The 17207-nt window shown below is 64.1% G+C and carries 14 protein-coding genes and 2 pseudogenes; 9 read left to right on the top strand and 7 right to left on the bottom strand.

Annotated elements, in window-relative coordinates; genetic code table 11:
• The first annotated feature begins 5 nt into the window (after positions 1 to 5).
• From IPI67_26920 to IPI67_26900, 5 genes and pseudogenes are all read left to right on the top strand, one after another.
• Entirely contained in the window at positions 6 to 575 is a 570-nt protein-coding gene (locus IPI67_26920) for a type IV toxin-antitoxin system AbiEi family antitoxin domain-containing protein (GenBank protein MBK7583812.1), read from the top strand.
• Positions 576 to 1023: 448 nt separating this feature from the next.
• Positions 1024 to 1584: a hypothetical protein gene (locus IPI67_26915; protein ID MBK7583811.1), complete on the top strand. Its 561-nt coding sequence runs from the start codon at positions 1024 to 1026 to the stop codon at positions 1582 to 1584.
• A gap of 165 nt (positions 1585 to 1749) precedes the next feature.
• Complete coding sequence (locus IPI67_26910) at positions 1750 to 2319, top strand: type IV toxin-antitoxin system AbiEi family antitoxin domain-containing protein (GenBank protein ID MBK7583810.1); 570 nt, start codon at positions 1750 to 1752, stop codon at positions 2317 to 2319.
• Positions 2316 to 3039 (top strand): annotated as a pseudogene (locus tag IPI67_26905) (nucleotidyl transferase AbiEii/AbiGii toxin family protein). Before IPI67_26910 ends, IPI67_26905 begins: the two are co-directional and overlap by 4 nt.
• A gap of 102 nt (positions 3040 to 3141) precedes the next feature.
• Entirely contained in the window at positions 3142 to 3624 is a 483-nt protein-coding gene (locus IPI67_26900; GenBank protein MBK7583809.1) for a hypothetical protein, read from the top strand.
• Between the two features lie 387 nt (positions 3625 to 4011).
• Here the strand turns inward: IPI67_26900 and dgt are convergent, their stop codons facing one another.
• Positions 4012 to 5352: a dNTP triphosphohydrolase gene (dgt, locus tag IPI67_26895; protein MBK7583808.1), complete on the bottom strand. Its 1341-nt coding sequence runs from the start codon at positions 5350 to 5352 to the stop codon at positions 4012 to 4014.
• Entirely contained in the window at positions 5339 to 5560 is a 222-nt protein-coding gene (locus tag IPI67_26890; GenBank protein MBK7583807.1) for a hypothetical protein, read from the bottom strand. Before IPI67_26890 ends, dgt begins: the two co-directional genes overlap by 14 nt.
• Before the next feature lie 642 nt (positions 5561 to 6202).
• Here IPI67_26890 and IPI67_26885 point away from each other — a divergent pair.
• The 4 genes from IPI67_26885 (at position 6203) to IPI67_26870 (ending at position 11268) form a co-directional block, all read left to right on the top strand.
• Complete coding sequence (locus IPI67_26885) at positions 6203 to 7717, top strand: hypothetical protein (GenBank protein ID MBK7583806.1); 1515 nt, start codon at positions 6203 to 6205, stop codon at positions 7715 to 7717.
• 403 nt (positions 7718 to 8120) lie between these two features.
• Positions 8121 to 9698, top strand: coding sequence for an IS21 family transposase (locus IPI67_26880; protein MBK7583805.1), 1578 nt, complete (start codon positions 8121 to 8123; stop codon positions 9696 to 9698).
• Complete coding sequence (locus IPI67_26875) at positions 9695 to 10453, top strand: ATP-binding protein (GenBank protein MBK7583804.1); 759 nt, start codon at positions 9695 to 9697, stop codon at positions 10451 to 10453. The genes IPI67_26880 and IPI67_26875 overlap by 4 nt, the downstream gene beginning before the upstream one ends.
• 368 nt (positions 10454 to 10821) lie before the next feature.
• On the top strand, positions 10822 to 11268 hold the full coding sequence (locus tag IPI67_26870; protein ID MBK7583803.1) for a hypothetical protein: 447 nt from the start codon (positions 10822 to 10824) through the stop codon (positions 11266 to 11268).
• 24 nt (positions 11269 to 11292) lie between these two features.
• Here IPI67_26870 and IPI67_26865 read toward each other — a convergent pair whose 3' ends face one another.
• The 5 genes and pseudogenes from IPI67_26865 to IPI67_26845 form a co-directional block, all read right to left on the bottom strand.
• Positions 11293 to 12441 (bottom strand): HNH endonuclease, encoded by a 1149-nt coding sequence (locus tag IPI67_26865; protein ID MBK7583802.1) that lies wholly within the window; start codon positions 12439 to 12441, stop codon positions 11293 to 11295.
• Positions 12442 to 12715: 274 nt separating this feature from the next.
• A pseudogene (locus IPI67_26860) lies at positions 12716 to 13648 on the bottom strand (IS630 family transposase).
• A gap of 278 nt (positions 13649 to 13926) precedes the next feature.
• Positions 13927 to 15093 carry a hypothetical protein gene (locus IPI67_26855; protein ID MBK7583801.1) on the bottom strand — a complete coding sequence of 389 codons (1167 nt, stop codon included), beginning with the start codon at positions 15091 to 15093 and terminating at the stop codon, positions 13927 to 13929.
• A 123-nt stretch (positions 15094 to 15216) separates the two neighbouring features.
• Positions 15217 to 15864 carry a hypothetical protein gene (locus IPI67_26850; GenBank protein MBK7583800.1) on the bottom strand — a complete coding sequence of 216 codons (648 nt, stop codon included), beginning with the start codon at positions 15862 to 15864 and terminating at the stop codon, positions 15217 to 15219.
• Between the two features lie 270 nt (positions 15865 to 16134).
• A complete protein-coding gene (locus IPI67_26845; GenBank protein MBK7583799.1) occupies positions 16135 to 17124 on the bottom strand; it encodes a hypothetical protein in 990 nt (329 codons plus the stop codon).
• Positions 17125 to 17207: the final 83 nt, after the last annotated feature.

The following is a 17207-nucleotide window of genomic DNA, read 5'->3' as shown; positions in this document are numbered from 1 at the left end:
GTGTCGTGCCTGCTCATGTTGAGCCTGCGCCGAGCTGGGACCGCCTGTTCGAGTTCGCAGTCGGTCAGGAGGGTCACTTCACCACGAAGCAAGCGGCTGAGGCGGGGTACTCCCCGCAGCTCCTGCTCAAGTACCTGAAGAACGGGCGGATTATCCGCGTTCGGCGTGGCGTCTATCGAATCGTTCACTTTCCAGCGGGCGAGCACGAGGACCTTGCCGCAATCTGGCTCTGGTCGGAGAGGGAGGGGGTCTTCTCGCATGAGACCGCGCTCATGCTCCTCAACCTCTCGGATGCGCTCCCGCGAAAGGTGAACCTGACGCTGCCCGCGGTCTGGGCCAAGCGTCGCTTCCGCGTGCCGAAGGGCGTCCTCCTTCACCACGAGGACATTCCGAAGAACGAGCGCATGGAGATTGGCGCGGTCCCCGTGACGAACGCGCTTCGGACTCTGCTCGACTGCGTGGACGCGCATGTGTCTCCCGAGCTCATCGATGCCGCAGTTCGACAGGCGCGGGCACGCGGGCTCATAGACAGGGACGGCGCGAAGGCGGTTCAGGCACGCCGGAGGGCCGCGTGAACCGCTACGCCACCGCCGCCGCGTTCAAGCAAGCCGTCGAGACCCGCCTGCGCTCCACGTCGTCCAGCGGGAACGACTTCGCACGCAAGCGTCAGCTTCTAGTCTTCGACCGGTTCCTCGCGCGCACAGACCTTCACCGCGCGCAAGACGCATGCACTTCCGGACGCTCTTCCCGCGCCGCCTCCTGGGTGGGAAGCTCCGTATGCGCGAATGGTCGCGGAGGACGAGCTGCCTTGGGCAGACGTCCATGCCCTCACACGCGCTCTCGAGGCATTCCTGACCCCCGTGCTCGACGGTACGGCGCGGCGGACCTGGACGCCGTCGGTGTGGAAGTGGGGCCCGTAGCCGAGAGTCGGTCGCACACCTGGGATGGTCGCGTTGGGTTAGGATGGAGAACGGAGCGTCCTTGCGCGCTCTCGAAACGGCCGCCCGAACATCTGAGCGCTCGATGAAGTCCGCCAGCTTGTCTGTCTCGTTCTGGCATGTCGGTCTGGAGAACATCCCGGAGGGCAACTTCGTGCATCGCCGGGTGATGCCAGAGCAAGCCAAACGGCTGATTGAGGAAGCTCGGCACGCGGGCACCCTCTTCTGCGCGAGCCACGACGATCTTCTGGCGCCCTACAACGAGCGAGAGAAGCGCAACCACGAGGCGCTTTGTCGCGTCCTCGGCGCGCACCATGGAATCGCGTTGTCGTTCGAGGACTTCGTGGTCAAGGACAAGATTGATGGTGAGGACAGTTTCACCATCCAGCCGCTCGCGCTCGTCGCCGGAGAAGCCGGAGGTCGGGCGGCCGTTCTTTCGGGTCCGGTGCAAATTCGAGAGTCTGAACCTCCTCGTTGCGGAAGGAGGTTCGCATTCATTGCATTGGTGGAGGCGCCGGGAATCGAATTCTCACGAGACGCTCTTTCAAACGCGGCGATGTCGCTTGTCTTTCCGTCTCGAGTGTTCGATGTTCCGGCGCTTCCACGGCGCGCGCGTGTCGACGTGAGTCGACATGGGTTTGCGTAGATCGACCGGGGTCGTGGAGACATTTTGGAGACGGGGCGTGAGCCCGGTGGCGCGGGCGCCATCCAGCTCGAGGTGAAGGCTCGCCGAGCGCGCCCCGCACAAAACTAAACCACTGGTTTAGAAACGTACTTGCACAAAACTAAACTATCGGTTACGTTCTGTGCCGTGCCTTCTCACGTCGAGCCTGCTCCGAGCTGGGACCGCCTGTTCGAGTTCGCGGTCGGTCAGGAGGGTCACTTCACCACGAAGCAAGCGGCTGAGGCGGGGTACTCCCCGCAGCTCCTGCTCAAGTACCTGAAGAACGGGCGGATTACCCGCGTTCGGCGTGGCGTCTATCGAATCGTTCACTTTCCGGCGGGCGAGCACGAGGACCTTGCCGCAATCTGGCTCTGGTCGGACAGGGAGGGGGTCTTCTCGCATGAGACCGCGCTCATGCTCCTCAACCTCTCGGATGCGCTCCCGCGAAAGGTGAACCTGACGCTTCCCACGGGCTGGATCAAACGTCGCTTCCGCGTGCCGAAGGGGGTCCTTCTTCACCACGGTGACGTTCCGAAGAACGAGCGCATCGAGATTGGCGCGTTCCCCGTGACGAACGCGCTTCGGACTCTGATCGATTGCGTGGACGCGCATGTGGCACCCGAGTTCATCGAGGCCGCAGTTCGACAGGCGCGGGCACGCGGGCTCATAGACAGGGACGGCGCGAAGGCGGTTCAGGCACGCCGGAGGGCCGCGTGAACCGCTACGCCACCGCCGCCGCGTTCAAGCAGGCCGTCGAGACCCGCCTGCGCTCCACGTCGTCCAGCGGGAACGACTTCGCACGCAAGCGTCAGCTTCTAGTCTTCGACCGTTTCCTCGCGCGCATCACACGCGAGCTAGGCGACAGTGCCATGCTCAAGGGGGGGCTCGTCGTGGAGCTTCGCGTCGAGCGCGCCCGCGCCACCAAGGACATTGACCTCCGGCAAGCCCTACGGCCAACGGTTCGGCCTCGACATTGCCTTCGCGGACCCCATCTTTGGCGAACCGGACATGGTGGTGGCCGGGGACGTGCTCGGGTTCGCTGGCATCGAGCCCCCCACGCTGCGGCTCTACCCGCTCGAGACGCACATCGCGGAAAAGCTTCACGCCTACACGCTTCCGCGCAAGCGTCCGAACTCGCGAGTGAAGGATCTTCCAGACATCGCGCTCCTCGCGGGTGTTCGCGAGATCGAACCTGAGGGGCTTCGTCGGGCGCTCGAACAGACCTTCAGCGCGCGCAAGACGCATGCACTTCCGGACGCTCTTCCCGCGCCGCCTCCTGGGTGGGCAGCTCCGTACGCGCGGATGGTCGCGGAGGACGACCTGCCTTGGGCAGACGTCCATGTCCTCACGCGCGCTCTCGAAGCATTCCTGAACCCCGTGCTCGACGGTACGGCGTCGCAGCTCTGGACGCCGTCGGTGTGGAAGTGGGGCCCGTAGCCGAGAGTCGGTCGCTCACCTGGGATGGTCGCGATGGGTTAAGATGGGGACGGAGCGTCCTTGCGCGCTCTCGCAACGGCCGCCCGAACATCCGAGCGCTCGATGAAATCCGCAAGCTTGTCTGTTTCGTTCTGGCATGTCGGCCTGGAGAACATCCCGGAAGGCAACTTCATCCATCGACGGGTGATGCCAGAGCAAGCCAAACGGCTGATTGAGGAAGCTCGGCACGCGGGCACCCTCTTCTGCGCGAGCCACGACGATCTTCTGGCGCCCTACAACGAGGGCGAGAAGCGCAACCATGAGGCGCTTTGCCGCGTCCTCGGCGAGCACTATGGAATCGCGTTGTCGTTCGAGGACTTCGTGGTCAAGGACAAGATTGATGGTGAGGACAGCTTCACCATCCAGCCGCTCGCGCTTGTCGAGATCGACGGGCCGAATCGACTCATGATCGTCAACTGCCACTACGTCATGAGCGACGAACGAAAACGGGGCACCCTCGCATTCGACATCGACCCCGTTTCAGTGACGTTCCATTTGCTCGAGGCGGCGGCCGACGCGCTGCCGCCCGAAACAGAGAGCACGTGACCGGGAGCTCAGCGCTGGCGCTCCGGCGGCTCACCGGCCCAGTGACCCTCACACCGGAGAAGCCGGAAGTCGGGCGGCCGTTCTTCCGGGTCCGGTGCAAATTCGAGAGTCTGAACCTCCTCCGGGTCGCGGAAGGAGGTTCGAATTCATTGCAATGGTGGAGGCGCCGGGAATCGAATTTTGAAAACGACCTAGCGAGAAACCGCGCGGGCACGCGGACTTGGCCAAGAACCTCGCGAAGTCGTTGACGATGTTCGATCCCGGCGCGGTCCGCGCCGTACCGTCTGGTTCCGTCGGTTGGTGCAGGGTCGCGGCAACATGGCGGCAACGGCGCCGGTGGTGTCAAGTTCGGCGGGTCGTTCCTTGCGCACTACGTTCCCACCGCTCCTACAGGACCCGTCCATCGAGGGCAGACCCCGGCGCTGTCCCGCGGAGCCGACGATGTAGCATCAGCGCTTCCTGGTCGGTCATGCTCGACACGATGTCCGCGACGAGTCGGACGCGCCGCTTGGCTGGGCTAAGACCTGCGTAGAGTTCTTTCGACGTTCCAGCCGGCTGATCTGCGAAACGTCCCGGAAGGACGTGTCGTTTCTTTTTCTTCACCGCGTCAAGGTAGTCCTCGAAGAGTTCTTCGACGATCCGCCTGTGCCCGACCTGCTGCGTGGCGAGTCGTGGATTCAAGATCACGTAGACCCAGGTCAGCTCTTTCAGAATTTCGATACGGTTGCGAAGATTCTCCGGAAGGCTGAGCAACACCTGCCCCGACTTCTCCGTGACGTTGATCCCGTTCACGAGGTCTTGGATCTGGTCAGAAGTCCACATTCGGAGCTTGGCGCGGTGGTGATACGTGCCTCTGTAGGACTCGGCCACCGCGCACGCAGCCATGGCGACCTTGAAAGCATCTGCGAGCTTCTGCTGCGTCTTGCCAGTAGTGCCGCTGCGGTCAAACGCTCGCTTCAGGAATCGCTCCGCTTCGGGGGATAGACCATCGTCGCTCGCGGCCAGCCGATCCAGCGGGACGATTCCCGCACGATAGAAGTCCTCAGCGTCATGGATCGAGTACGCGATGTCGTCCGCCAGCTCCATGCACTGAGCTTCGATGCTGCGAGCGTCTCCGGGCGGGCCACCGCGCCGACAAAACTCGAAGTCCTGCTCTTCGGTCCTGTAAGCACCCCACTTCTTGTGCTTGTCGAGCCGCCCGCCATCTCGCTCGATGACGTCCTTCCCTTCCTTGGCTGCTCTGTACCAGGGGTACTTCAGAACGGCCGACAGAGTGGCGCGCGTCAGGTCGAGCCCGAGGTGCTTGTGGGTTCGAACTGCCAGCTTGGTGACTATTCTGAACGTCTGGGCGTTGCCCTCGTAGCCGTCCGACAGACCCTCGGCGGTGACCAAGTCATCCAGCGCCGTCTCTGCTGCATGTCCGAATGGCGGGTGTCCTAGATCGTGCGCAAATCCAGCGGCCTCCGCCACCTCCGGGTCCGGCTTCAGCTTCTCGTCCTTGAGCCCCTTCGCGACCTTTTCAGCGATCCGTCGCGCAACTTGCCCGACCTTCATGGAGTGCGTGAGGCGGTTGTGAAACACGTGCCCCTCCTCAGGCGCTACGACCTGAGTGACCGAGTCCAGCCGTCGGAAAGCCGACGTGTGCAGAACGCGATCACGGTCGATCGCGCTCCAGCTACGAGCGTCCCCGGCTTTTGCAGCGGAGTGACGTCTCTTATCGCGCGCCACTCGCTGTCCGACTCACGTTCCCGCTCTGATCCAGAGTAACCTTGCCGTCAGCCTTTAGCCCGAGAATCGCTGCCTTCGCGTCACTTCGACCGTATCCCGTGCCGTCTTTGCCGAAGGACTCAATGACTTCCGCGATGGGCTTCGACCCCTTCGATGGGATCACGTCGAGAACGCGCCGCTCAAGCGCCGCGAACTTCTTGGGGTCCATGGCTGCCTCCGATCGTGGTGGTACTGTACGCATGTTGCCGGCTCTGGGCAACTCCGCGCCGCCGCTAGATTTGGGGTCGTCAGCCGCGGTCCGGCTCGCCGTCACTCCAAACGGCGACGTCGGCAGCTCCCAAGTCTCCTCGGCGTTCCCGCCAACTCCTCCACTTCCGATACCCGTCCAAGACCAGGACTAGGAGCCGGTGACCGGGACTCGGTCCGCCCCCCATGCTATTTGCGCACCTCTTGACAGCCTTGGCCCGCCAAGTGAACACGGAGACAAAAAATGTCCGTTCATTTTTTGTAAACATCCAAGTTGATTGCTTTTTTGTGGAAGTCTCAAAACATTCGGATTGACGGACACTGAACGGATGAGCCAAGAACCCGACTCGGGTTCTTGGCTTGCGTGCGAATTTCAATGGAGGGTGTCGCCATGAACAAGACCGAAAAGCCCGCCGCCTTGCGGACCCTTTCGGACGAGGCACTCGCGGCTGCTGAGGCTGCGAAGCCGTCCAACGAGCACGAAGTTCAGGAGGCACTGGAGCGCGGGAAGCGCGAAAGGCAGAAGGCGCAGCAGACGCCCCCTGCCATCGGGGTGCCGCCAAGCGTTCGGTTCCGGTGACGAATGTCCGACGCTCCTAGCGTCGTGGTTCGCCCGTTTGCAGAAGGGGAGCTTGAACACTGGCTGCGTGGCGGGTCGCGCGCGTCGCTGTACCTGTTTGAATACCTCACGGACCTAGGCGCGCACAGCATTCTTGTCGAGACGCGCTACGTCGATCGGCACTTCCTCGATGACTTCGTGAGCTACTACGCGAGGTCCTTCCGCGCGCCTCCGCCGCAGTGCAGTCGCCTGCACTTCTTTACCTCGTCGCCCGAGGACTTGCTGGCCAGGCTGCACGCGGCCTGCAACGGCCAGACCGAGTCGGTGGAGCGCGAACTCCAGGAGGCGTACCTGGGCTTTGTTGTGGTCCGTCCTCTTGACGGGGCGAGCATAGGGCGGACCGTGCTCAAGACGTACCCAATCGCCGGTCGTCGGCACTATGAAGTGGTGCGCCCGTACCATGTGCACTTGCTCGGATTGCGCTTGCGCGTTGACGGCCTCGCTTACCAACAGCAGGACCAGGGCGCCGCCGTCTGCGCATCCACTGCGCTGTGGTCGGCGCTACAGCGCGTGGCGAGAGTTGCCGGGTACCGCACGCCGACGCCGTCGGCGATCACCGTCGCGGCGAAGAGCCCGTTTCCGGCCCAGAACGGGCTGACTTGGACGCAGATGGCGGAGGCGCTCAACGCGCTTGGCTACGTCGCAGATGTGCTTGAGCCTTCGGATAACCGAGACTTCTTTCGCGCCCAGATGGTGGCTTGCCTTCGGTCGCAGCTCCCCGTGATCCTGCTGCTCACCAAAGCAAGACCAGGGCGCGACGGGGGAAAAATGAGGGATGGCCATGCTGTAACCCTTACAGGCTTCTCCGAACCAGCGACGACACGTGAGTTCGAGCCGTCTCAATCCCGAGTCGAGCCGTTAGGGATGGCCGCAGCGGCTGTGGAAGTCGTCTACACACACGACGACAACCTGGGCTCGCACGCGCACTACGAGCTTCGGGACTCCACCGACCGCGACGAGAACAACAACCCGAAGCTCATTCTGCATCGGGGGCGCACGGGCAAGGCATCGACTTACTGGGAACCAGACGACTGGGAGATAGAGGGTGCGCTGGTCCCGAAACCTCCAAAACTCCGTCTTTCTGTGTCAGCGCTCTTCGAGGAGCTGTTGGCGGTACGACCGGTGGTCGATTGGGCGCTGGAGAACACACCGGTTCATTGGGATGTGCGGTTTTTGGCCGGCGTCGATTATAGGAGGACTCTCTTCGACTCCGGACTCGATACCGCCGAGCTTCTTCAGTTCAACGCTTCGCTGTGTCTACCCAGGAACATTGGCGTGATTACGGCACGCCTGACGAGTCAGTCTCTGCTCGATCGCGGGAGAGTCCTTGACGTGTTGATTGACGCTACAGAAGTGAACCGCCTGAGCCCTGCGCAGCCGGCGTTGCTTGGACTCGTGGCACCGATGGTAGACAAGCATTCCCGGGCCTGGGTCAAGCTCCGCGTACTTGCTAGTAAGCTGGGCGTGCCGATCATCACCGCGCCTGTGGCCGCGCCCTAAGTCTGGCCGCCGCCGAGCCGGCAATCTGTCTTGGCCGGGCGTCACGCCGGCAGAGAGGTCGGTGGACGCGACTCCTGGCAGACGAGCCGTCGGGTCGCCCGCGAAATCTGAAGGACTTCTGCGTACCGCGCTCGTGGACGCACCGCACCGCGCGCGCAAGTTTCTGCGAGTATCCTGTGTGGTAGTGCGAATTCCGGACGCACTTGAGCGCTCGTTCCGACGGCACTTGAGCACCGATTCCGACGCGACTTGAGCGCTCGTTCCGACGCACTTGAGCACCGATTCCGGGCCACTTGAGCGCCCGTTCCGGCGCACTTGAGCGCTCGGCTCTCTGGCCGGAGCACAGCGGCGGGTCCTTCCCCGAAGCGTTGGTCGCCGCTGCCGTGCGGTGCGACCGGCGCGCATGGAACGACTCAGCATGCGCAAGGTTCGAGAGACTCTCCGTTTGACCGACGCTGGCCGCAGCCAGCGTGAGGTCGCTGCGTCGCTCGCGATCGCGACGGGCACTGTCGCGGGTTACCTGCAGCGCGCGCGGGAGGCGGGGCTGACGTGGGAGCGCGCGGAGGCCATGACCGACGAGGCGGTCGAGGCGGCATTGTTCCGCTACCTCGGCCACAACGAGCCGGCGGCGCGCGCGGTGATCGACTTCGCGCACCTGCATCGCGAGCTGAGTCGCACTGGCGTCACGCTGCAGCTGTTGTGGGAGGAGTATCACGCCGCGGCGACCGGCTGCGGCGAGAGTCGGCTACCGTACCGCTACAGCCAGTTCTGCGAGCTGTACGGTGCCTGGCGGAGCAAGCTGTCGCCGACGATGCGCCAGGTGCATCGCGCCGGCGAGAAGGCGTTCCTCGACTACTCGGGCAAGAAGCCGCACATCGTCGATCCGCAGACGGGCGAAGAGCACGAGGTCGAGCTGTTCGTGATGGTCCTCGGCGCCAGCAACTACACCTTCGCCGAGGCCACGCTCACCCAGAAGATCGTCGACTTCGTCGGTTCGACGATCCGCGGGCTCGAATACTTCGGAGCGTCGCCGGAGGTGCTCGTTCCTGATCAGCTGCGCAGCGCCGTCCGCGGTCCCGACCGCTACGACCCGCTGCTCAACGAGACCTACCTCGACTTCGCGAGGCACTACGAGCTCGCGGTGATCCCGGCGCGGCCGCGCAAGCCGCGGGACAAGGCCAAGGTCGAAGCGGCCGTGCTGCTGGCGCAGCGCTGGATCGTCGCGCGGCTGCGCAACAGTAAGTTCTTCAGCCTGAGCGAGCTCAACGAGGCCATCGCGGAGCTGCTCGAGGACCTCAACGCTCGGCCGTTCAAGCGGCTGGAAGGCTGTCGTCGCTCGGCATTCGAGAGCATCGACCTGCCGGCGATGCGGCCCCTGCCCGCGCTGCGCTACGAGCTGCGCGAGCGGCGCAAGGTCGGCGTCAACATCGACTACCACGTCGAGTTCGACTTCCGGCACTACAGCGTGTCGCACACGCTGATCGGCCAGCAGGTCGAGGTGCGCGCAACAGCGAGCATCGTGGAGATCTTCCGGAACAATGAGCGAATCGCGTCCCACCCGCGCAGCTATGGCAGGCGCGGCACGCCGGTCACCTGCGACGCGCATCGTCCGCTGCAGCACGAGCATCGGACGTGGCCGCCCGAGCGCATGATCGAGTGGGCCTCGACGTTCGGGCCGGCGGTCGCCACCGTGGTCGAGCGCACGCTCGCGCAGTACGTGCATCCCGACCAGGGCCACCGCGCGTGTCTCGGCCTCCTGCGTGTCGCCCAGAAGCACGGCGCCGAGCGCATGGACGCCGCGTGCGCCCTCGCGCTGACGGCGAGCATCTCGCGCGCACCGCACCGCAAGTACATCGAAGCCATCCTCCGGCAGGGACTCGACCGCGAGCAGCGGTCGCCCGCCGCCACCAGAGCTGCACCGCTCGAGCACGATAACGTGCGCGGCGGTGAGTATTACGACCGAAAGGAGATCGTCCATTGACCACCATCGAAGACACCCTCACCAAGCTCGACGAGCTGCGGCTCGGCGCCATGGCCGAGGCGACACGCGAGCTGATGCGCGCGCCGCCGGATCAACGACTCAACTTCGACGAGAAGCTCGGCATCATCGTGGATCGCGAGTGGACCGCGCGCGACAACCGGCGCACTGCACGGCGCCTGAAAGAGGCCAAGCTCGCGACCCACGCGACGTTGGAAGACGTCGCGTGCGATCCCGAGCGCGGCATCGCCAAGGCCACCGTCCGCCAGCTCGGCACCTGCCGCTGGGTCAGCGAGCACCACAACGTGATCGTGATCGGCAAGACCGGCGTCGGGAAGAGCTACCTCGGTGCCGCGCTCGCGGACGCTGCATGCCGTGCCGGGCACCGCTCGCTCTTCGTCCGCGTGCCGCGCGTGCTCGAAGAGCTGGCGCTCGCGCGTGTCTCCGGCACGTCGAACTCGCTGCTCGGCAAGCTCGCGCGCATCGACGTCCTGGTGCTCGACGACTTCTTGCTCAACCCGATGACCGACGACCAGCGCCGCGACCTGCTGGAGGTGCTCGAGGATCGCTACGGCAAGTCGTCGACCGTGATCACCACCCAGCTCGCGACGAAAACTTGGCACGCAGCGCTCGGAGATCCGACGATCGCTGACGCGATCTGCGACCGCGTCGTGCACAACGCCCACGTCGTCTCGCTCGGCGGACCCTCCATCCGCGCGAAGAAGGCCCTAACCAAGGAACCGACCAAGCAGTCCTGACCCCAACCCCACCCGTCGCTGCGCTCCGATCAGCGCTCAGATGCCTTCGGAATGACTGCTCACGTCAGCGCGGAACGGGTGCTCAAGTCGGTCGGAATACGCATGGTAGGGAGCAAATGGACCTAGCAACTGCGCGGGAGCGATTCGACACGGCGATGGCGCACTGCGACAACATCATCACAGTGCATCGAACGCACGGAGGAGGCGGACGCGGCTTGCGCACGCTGGAACCATCGCTCAACAGAGCAGTGGTGGTTCTCTCAGTTGCGGCGTGGCAGTCGGCTCTGCAGGATCTCGCGGAGTCTGCACTCGATCATGCTCATCCACCTGGCGGGAGCGGTCTGGGCAGCTTGCTACGAGGACAGGTGTTGAAGCACATCCAAGACTTCAGTACCCCCAATGCAGAAAACTCGCGTAATCTCTTGAAACTAGTTGACTTCGATCCCTTCCATGCCTGGACCTGGACTCAACATCAAGGGCGGGGCCTTGGTATGATGACAATTCGACCTGCCGACGCGGCCGAGAAGATCCGGGACTGGCTCAGGCTGCGACACGACATCGCCCACGGACACGCCAAGCTGACTGTTGTGGGCGTCCTTGAAGACGTCCGTCAGCGGGCGCAGAGGTGGCTGCGCTCACATCGAGGTGCGGACCGTCAAGCCGCCATGAACCACCTGAAGAATTTACCGGAGTACTCGCCTTCCCTTCGGCTCAAGGACGCTGAGAGCTGTGTCAGGACCTTTCGGCGCCTCGCGCGACTAACAGCACTCGGGCTTGCTGCAGCGACCGGCGCGGGCCCCGCGAACGCCTGGTGAGCTTTTCGTCCGAATGTCACCGATCTACCTTCTCGCCTGACTCCTCGGCGGCACCTCAAAGCGCGACGCGCGCGCTAACTGCTCGCAAAGATCTGCGAGAACGCCCGTCGGATTCCCCGAATGCTTTTCGACGAGGAACTCTGCCAGGGGGGTCGGCCCGGCGCAGCGGCGCAGACCCGGGGCGACGACCCACGCCGCACCACTGTCGCCCATGTGGCCGCGCCAGTGGTTCGGGTCGGACGACATCACCAGCGCTGCGCCATGCCTTCCGTAAAACACCACGACCATCGCCAACTCCCCCCCGGACGGGAAGAGGGCGAGAGTGTGACAACTCTCCCACCCGAACGTTTTCACCAGCTCCTCGTTGGACCCCAGGAAGCCCGATCCGCGGATGGGCACATTGTCGCGCTCGTCCGAATTGCGCCCCCAAAGAAACCGGCGAAGCTGAGCCGCGTCGGAGCTGGTCGCAAACCCGGGCGACAAGAAGAGGCAACCGAATCCGAGGGCGAGCTTGGCCAGAAAGCGCGCGCCGAGATCGGTTGAGATCGCTACCTCGTGGTCGCGCATCTCCCCCACTGGCAATGACTTGATGAACTCGATGTGATGAGCCCGCTCCGTCGGTACGGGCGGGTGCGGTGGCAGATGGCCTTTGGGCGCTGCGTTCACGAAGTGAATCGGGGCCCCGCGTAACGCGGCTTTTGCGCTTCTCCAGATGATGTCGTGCCAGATCGGATCGCGCGTGACGTATGCGATGTAGACCGCTCCGGGATCCCAGTCTGAGTTGCGCACATGCGGAGGTTTCCCGACAAAGGTGGGCTGATCCGGGTGGGATTGGTGAACGTGGTAGATGTGATCGCCAAAGGGGCCAAGCCAGAAGTCGCAGATTGTTCCGTCGTGAGACCAAGCCTTCATCGCACCAATGAAGGTCAACGGGACAACCGGCTTCGCGGTCGGGTCACAGAACTCCACGGCGCAGGCCGCGCGCGCGTTGTGGATCAACCAGCTACGGACAAATGGACCGTCGATCCAGCGCCCGCACGCGGAATTGCAGGGTTCGCAAATGCGTAGGATGAAGGGATTTGTCGGTTGGACGCCGCCGCCGAGGGCTCGGGGGACCACATGTTCGTCCGTGAACTCGTCCGGCTTGTCGTAGCCACAGTATGGGCAATGCATTGCCCGGAACCGTACGAGAACGCCGCAGCTGGCGCAAAGCTGCCAGCGCCGCGCTGGAGGGCGGGGCTGCGGGGCTCGGGCGTCACGCCGTTGAACACCGCACAGCAAGGCGCACTACGCGGCAGTGACGACAGGCTCAGTATTCCTTCGAGGAGCGCTGGCTAGCGCGCATTCGCTCTCGCCCTTCGTGCTCCTTCCACTCCGCCTCCAGCACCTCGTCGCTGGGTTCTAAATGACCGATCGCAATTCGCGTAGCGATTTGCGATCGGCTGCGTCAGGCCGCCCGCCGCAGCGCGAGGCCGCGAGTGTGGCGACGGTTGAAGTCATTGAGGAAGCGTCGGACATGGCGCATCAACTCGGGAAGTGTGACGCAGCGATGGTTCCTGGTGACATTGGCGTGGAGGTCGAGCCAAACGCGCTCGATGCGGTTGGCGTCCGGGCAGTAGGGAGGCAGGAAGTGTAGCTGGATCTTGTCGGCGAAGTGAGCGAGGACCTCGCGTGTGACCTTGCTGCTGTGGATGACGTAGTTGTCGACGATGAGGTGGATGGTGCGGGCTTGCGGGTTCTGCTCCACCAAGCGCCAGAGGAGCTTGCAGAAAAGCCAGCTCGCCTTGCTCTCGGCGTCGACCCAGACGAGCTGGCCGGTTCGGGCGTCGAGAGCGCCGGCGATGTAGGCCTTATGGTTCTTGCCCGGCGTGACCACCCGGCGTTGGACCCCGGGAGCATCCAGTCGCGGCCGATTTTCGGGTTGAGGTGGATGTCGACCTCATCGCAGTAGAAGACGGGCTGCCGGGCAGATGCGGTCTCCGCCAGGCGCCGAAGCGCGCGAAGGCGGTGCTCGCGCTTGGCCTTGCGCCAGGGGCAGAGCACGATGGGCTTTGGGGCGCCGAGTCGCGCCCCGATCGCGCAGTGCGCGGCCCATGGTGCAAACGGCAATGCGGCCGAAGCCGCGCCGCTCCAACTCGAGACAGAGCAGCTCGCGGGTCCAGCTGGGACGTTCCCAGCCGAAGTCGAGGGGAACGCGCTCGAGCACCCGCCAGAGCTCGTCGCGGAAGTCAGCATCGACCTTGGGCGCCCCGTTTCCTTTGCGCTGGTCGTAGAGGCCGAAGATGCCCTGCTCGGAGAATCGATTCGCGGCCTTGACGACGGTCGAAACGGCAAGGTCGAGCGCACGAGCAACCGCGACGGTGCGCTGACCGCAGAGCAGCTTGTAAACGGCCTGAAATCGCAGGGCTGTGGCGGGGTCGCCACTGCTGCGCCCGATGTGTAGCAATCGTCGTCGTTCGTGTCGCGGCAAACGCGGTAAGATGCCCACGGGAACCTCCGATGTTGGTTGTCTTGCAACTCCGTCATCGTCGATGGTTCCCAACTTTTCAATCCATCCCACGACGTTTTCCCCCCCTGAGGCCGCGCAGCGGCCGATTTGGGGGGGAAGCCCGCGCGCAGGCGCAGCCGAGCACGGGCGTGGGGGGGCAACTTCAACTCCTAACAGCCGTCCGCGATCGACAATCGCGACCGGTCATTTAGCTCCGTGGCCAGCTGCTCGACCTCGTTGAGCGGGTCGACCGCCTTCGCGTAGCGCTTCACAGCCGCGAGCCAGCGCTCGGTGACCGAGTCGAGCTGCTTGGTCCCGAGAGCCTGCTCGTAGGCGGTCACGAACGCTTGAAGGTCTTGCGATTTGCGCCAGTCTGCGGCCATGCGCTCGAACGCCTTCGCCAGCTCGCGCTTGTACCAGCCGAGACGCTCAGTGCGGAGACGCCTGCGCTGCTCGGCTTCTCGCTCGGCATGCTGCCGCTCCATGTCGATGCGGCCCTGCCGGAGCTTTTTGGCGGCGCGCTCGACGTCCACGACCACGCGGCCGAGCAGTTCTTCGAGTCGCACCGCCTTCGAGTCGGACCAGATCGAGCCGCCCTGGACGCGGAGCTTGAGCTGGCCGGACGGGTAGCGGTCGTGTTTCGGGACCTGGGTGCCCAGGCTCTTGTGGTCTCGCTTCTCGTCCTCGGTGGCGAAGTGAGGGCGCCAGCCGACGACCTCTTCGAGGGTCAGCTCGACGTTCTCGCCCTCGACGGTGACCTTGATCGCCAGGTTCTTCTCGTAGCCGGTCTCCACCAGGAGCACCTCGTGCTCGCGCTCCGCCAGCACCTTGAACAGCGCGTCGAGCGCTCGGAGCGTCCTGCTGATCGAGTCAGGGCCGATCTTGAGCGCGGTGTCGGTGACCCTTGTCTGCGAAACCCGCAGCAGGCCATTGTGGTCGGGCCCTGCTTCGCGCAGCTCGGCGCGAAGGCGGTCGACGACGGCGTGAGGCGACCGAAGCGCGTCGCGCACCACGACTTCCGGCGCGGGCGGCTCCGGCTCCTCGTGCCGCTGCACGGGCGGCTTGCGGAACGTGATCTCCAGCTCCCACGGCTTGAGAGATTTCGGCGGCGGTGGCAGCTTCGGGCGCTTGAGCTTCTGCCCAGCGGCCAGTCGGGCCCAGTAGCCCACCCCTGGGTACGGGATCCCGAGCCGCTTGCACCGCTTGGCAAGCGCGACGTCGGACATGCCGAACTCGGGAGCGAGCTTGGACATCGGCTTGGACCAGACCAGGTCGAAGAGGTCTTCGCGGGTCAGCGTAATTCCGTTATCGTCGTCGGCCTTCAACGCGGAACTCATGGCCCGCTGCATACACCGTCGCCCCCACGACGACCCCGACACAAAGTCGGGTGAGCGCGGACGCTAGTCGAATTGCTGGATCGCCCCGACGAATGAAGGTCCCCGCCTGCGAAGTGGCCCGGTTCAGCGCTTGTCGGAAGGCCCCTGAAATAGATCAGAAAGCACGCGCGCGAGCACTGCGTGCGATTGCCACTGAATTGGCCTCCAGAATTCGCCTTCGAACAGCAGCGCTTCGAGCTGCACGCTGGAGCCCAGATTGCGGAAATACTTCCGCAGCTTGTCTGAGAGGTCCCGATCCTGTGCGGATGGGCCTGGGAGGAAGCCCAGCATCTCCGTGAAGAATTCTCGTTCCTCACTGGGTGGGTGATTGTGAACCACGAGTGCCGCTGTTGGCCGGTCAAGTGCAGCGCGCTCTTGAAGTCCGAGCAGGCCTGCACGGGGAAGAGGCACGGCTTCGGTTGCACCACTGGAAGCGGCGATGTGGCGATACAAGTTCGGGTTGTCCAAATCGGTCCACGAGATGAGCCCGATTTCGTGCTTCAGGCCCTCCACGTAGATCTCAAAGCCTCGCAAGATGACGTTTCGATCCACCGCTTCGTCCAATCGAACTGCTTCGCCGCTCTCGACCGACCGCCGAATCGCGTCAGCGACTGCCTGGGCGCCAGACAAAGGTCCTTCAGTGAAGGACCAATCCTCCGACCGACTGGCAAAAAGGTTCACCAAAAGCTGTCCAGCCAAGCCAAGAACCGGCGGATTCTTTTTGTCTTCCACGGCCGCTCCGGTCGCAAAGTAAGACCTGCGAACTCCCGGTCAACGGTCCAAGCGGAAAGACCGGCGGCTAGCGCGACGGTCGGCGGGTCACCACCCCCCAGAAAGGTGGGCAGGTGAAAGCGGCGTGACAGCCGCTGAGCCCCAAGCTCACCCGGTGGCCGGCCGCGGGCCAAACGGGTGCGTGGGCGGCGAAGCGAGAGGTCAAGACGCCAGCGTTGCGCCTAGCGCAATGGCGTGGGCGTCCGGCCGAGCTGAGTGTCCGCGTTGCCGTCACTGCACAACTCCAGCGCCTGCGGATGCCTTGGGGATCGCTTGGGCGGTCCAAGAAACCGCGTACGACGACTTCGCGTTCGATGCGCGGAACTCACCGGATGCGGAGAGCGATGAACTCACGGTTACCGGCTGCATCGCGCCTCGTGCGATCTGGGTTGACGACGTGACATGATCACTGAAACTTCCGGACGTAGCGCACTCGACCCTGTCACCATCGAACGCCGAGATACGCGTAACCCATGACAGGTTGACGCTTTCCGGGCTGTCGACGCGCTGGGCCTCCAGGACCGTTGGGTCTGAGACCGGGACAACCGTAGCGTTCAGCAGGCAATCGGCGCGAAGATTCCACGGGGTGCTGCCCCAAGTTCCATCTTCGGAAATCTGAACCCGGGTGAAACGGATTTCGACTTCGATTGGGTAAATCCACGCCATTTTTCCGGGGAGTTCTGAGCGGTAGGGGATCTGCCGGAACTCTGTGAAAATGGGCACAGCAGGACCTTCGGCCCGGTAGTTCCCGTAGACCTCCGAGGGGCTCTTCGCGAAGATTGCCTGTCCGCTAACTGGGACCAATCCGCGGCCAGCCATCTTGCTCGAAAGCTTGGACCTCTGGGTGAACGCGGAGATCGCTCCGCCCCAATTGAGGAAGCTCGCGCGTGCGTCTGCGTTGAAGGTTCGCGCGTCCCCGGAAATCACTTCCTCGTAGCTGTGGCCGAAGTAGATCCTCCAGGGGTAGTACACCGCGCCGGGCGGCGGCTCCAGCATCGGCCCCGAGTCATCGAGCTCGACGACGTAGGAGAGTTGGTATGCTCGATAGGAAGCGTACTGCGTAGCTAACCCGACACCGCCGCCGACGGACACGATGCCCCAGGCACTGGCGTTTGCGGCAAGTTGTTCTTCGGTCTCCACCGCGAGGGCCTCGTGCCTCATCTCGTTCAGCGGAGTGAACCGAGGCGGGCCCGCTTTGGGAAACAACGAACCGGTGGTCATTGGAGCGAAACGCTGGTCATGCGCGACCCCAAGATGGACGACTCCGATCGCCGGTGACGCGGAAGCCCGAACGGACCTCGGTG

Source organism: Myxococcales bacterium (assembly GCA_016706225.1).
Taxonomy (GTDB): domain Bacteria; phylum Myxococcota_A; class Polyangia; order Polyangiales; family Polyangiaceae; genus JADJKB01.
The sequence above is the reverse complement of the archived record's forward strand: the minus strand, read 5'-3'. Positions and strand labels throughout refer to the sequence as shown.

Excerpts from the sequence above, each read along its gene's own strand:
- IPI67_26880 (MBK7583805.1), top strand. The coding sequence starts at position 8,121 with ATGGAACGACTCAGCATGCGCAAGGTTCGAGAGACTCTCCGTTTGACC.
- IPI67_26865 (MBK7583802.1), bottom strand. The coding sequence starts at position 12,441 with ATGCATTGCCCATACTGTGGCTACGACAAGCCGGACGAGTTCACGGAC.
- IPI67_26890 (MBK7583807.1), bottom strand. The coding sequence starts at position 5,560 with ATGGACCCCAAGAAGTTCGCGGCGCTTGAGCGGCGCGTTCTCGACGTG.
- IPI67_26845 (MBK7583799.1), bottom strand. The coding sequence starts at position 17,124 with ATGACCACCGGTTCGTTGTTTCCCAAAGCGGGCCCGCCTCGGTTCACT.
- IPI67_26900 (MBK7583809.1), top strand. The coding sequence starts at position 3,142 with ATGAAATCCGCAAGCTTGTCTGTTTCGTTCTGGCATGTCGGCCTGGAG.
- IPI67_26915 (MBK7583811.1), top strand. The coding sequence starts at position 1,024 with ATGAAGTCCGCCAGCTTGTCTGTCTCGTTCTGGCATGTCGGTCTGGAG.
- IPI67_26855 (MBK7583801.1), bottom strand. The coding sequence starts at position 15,093 with ATGAGTTCCGCGTTGAAGGCCGACGACGATAACGGAATTACGCTGACC.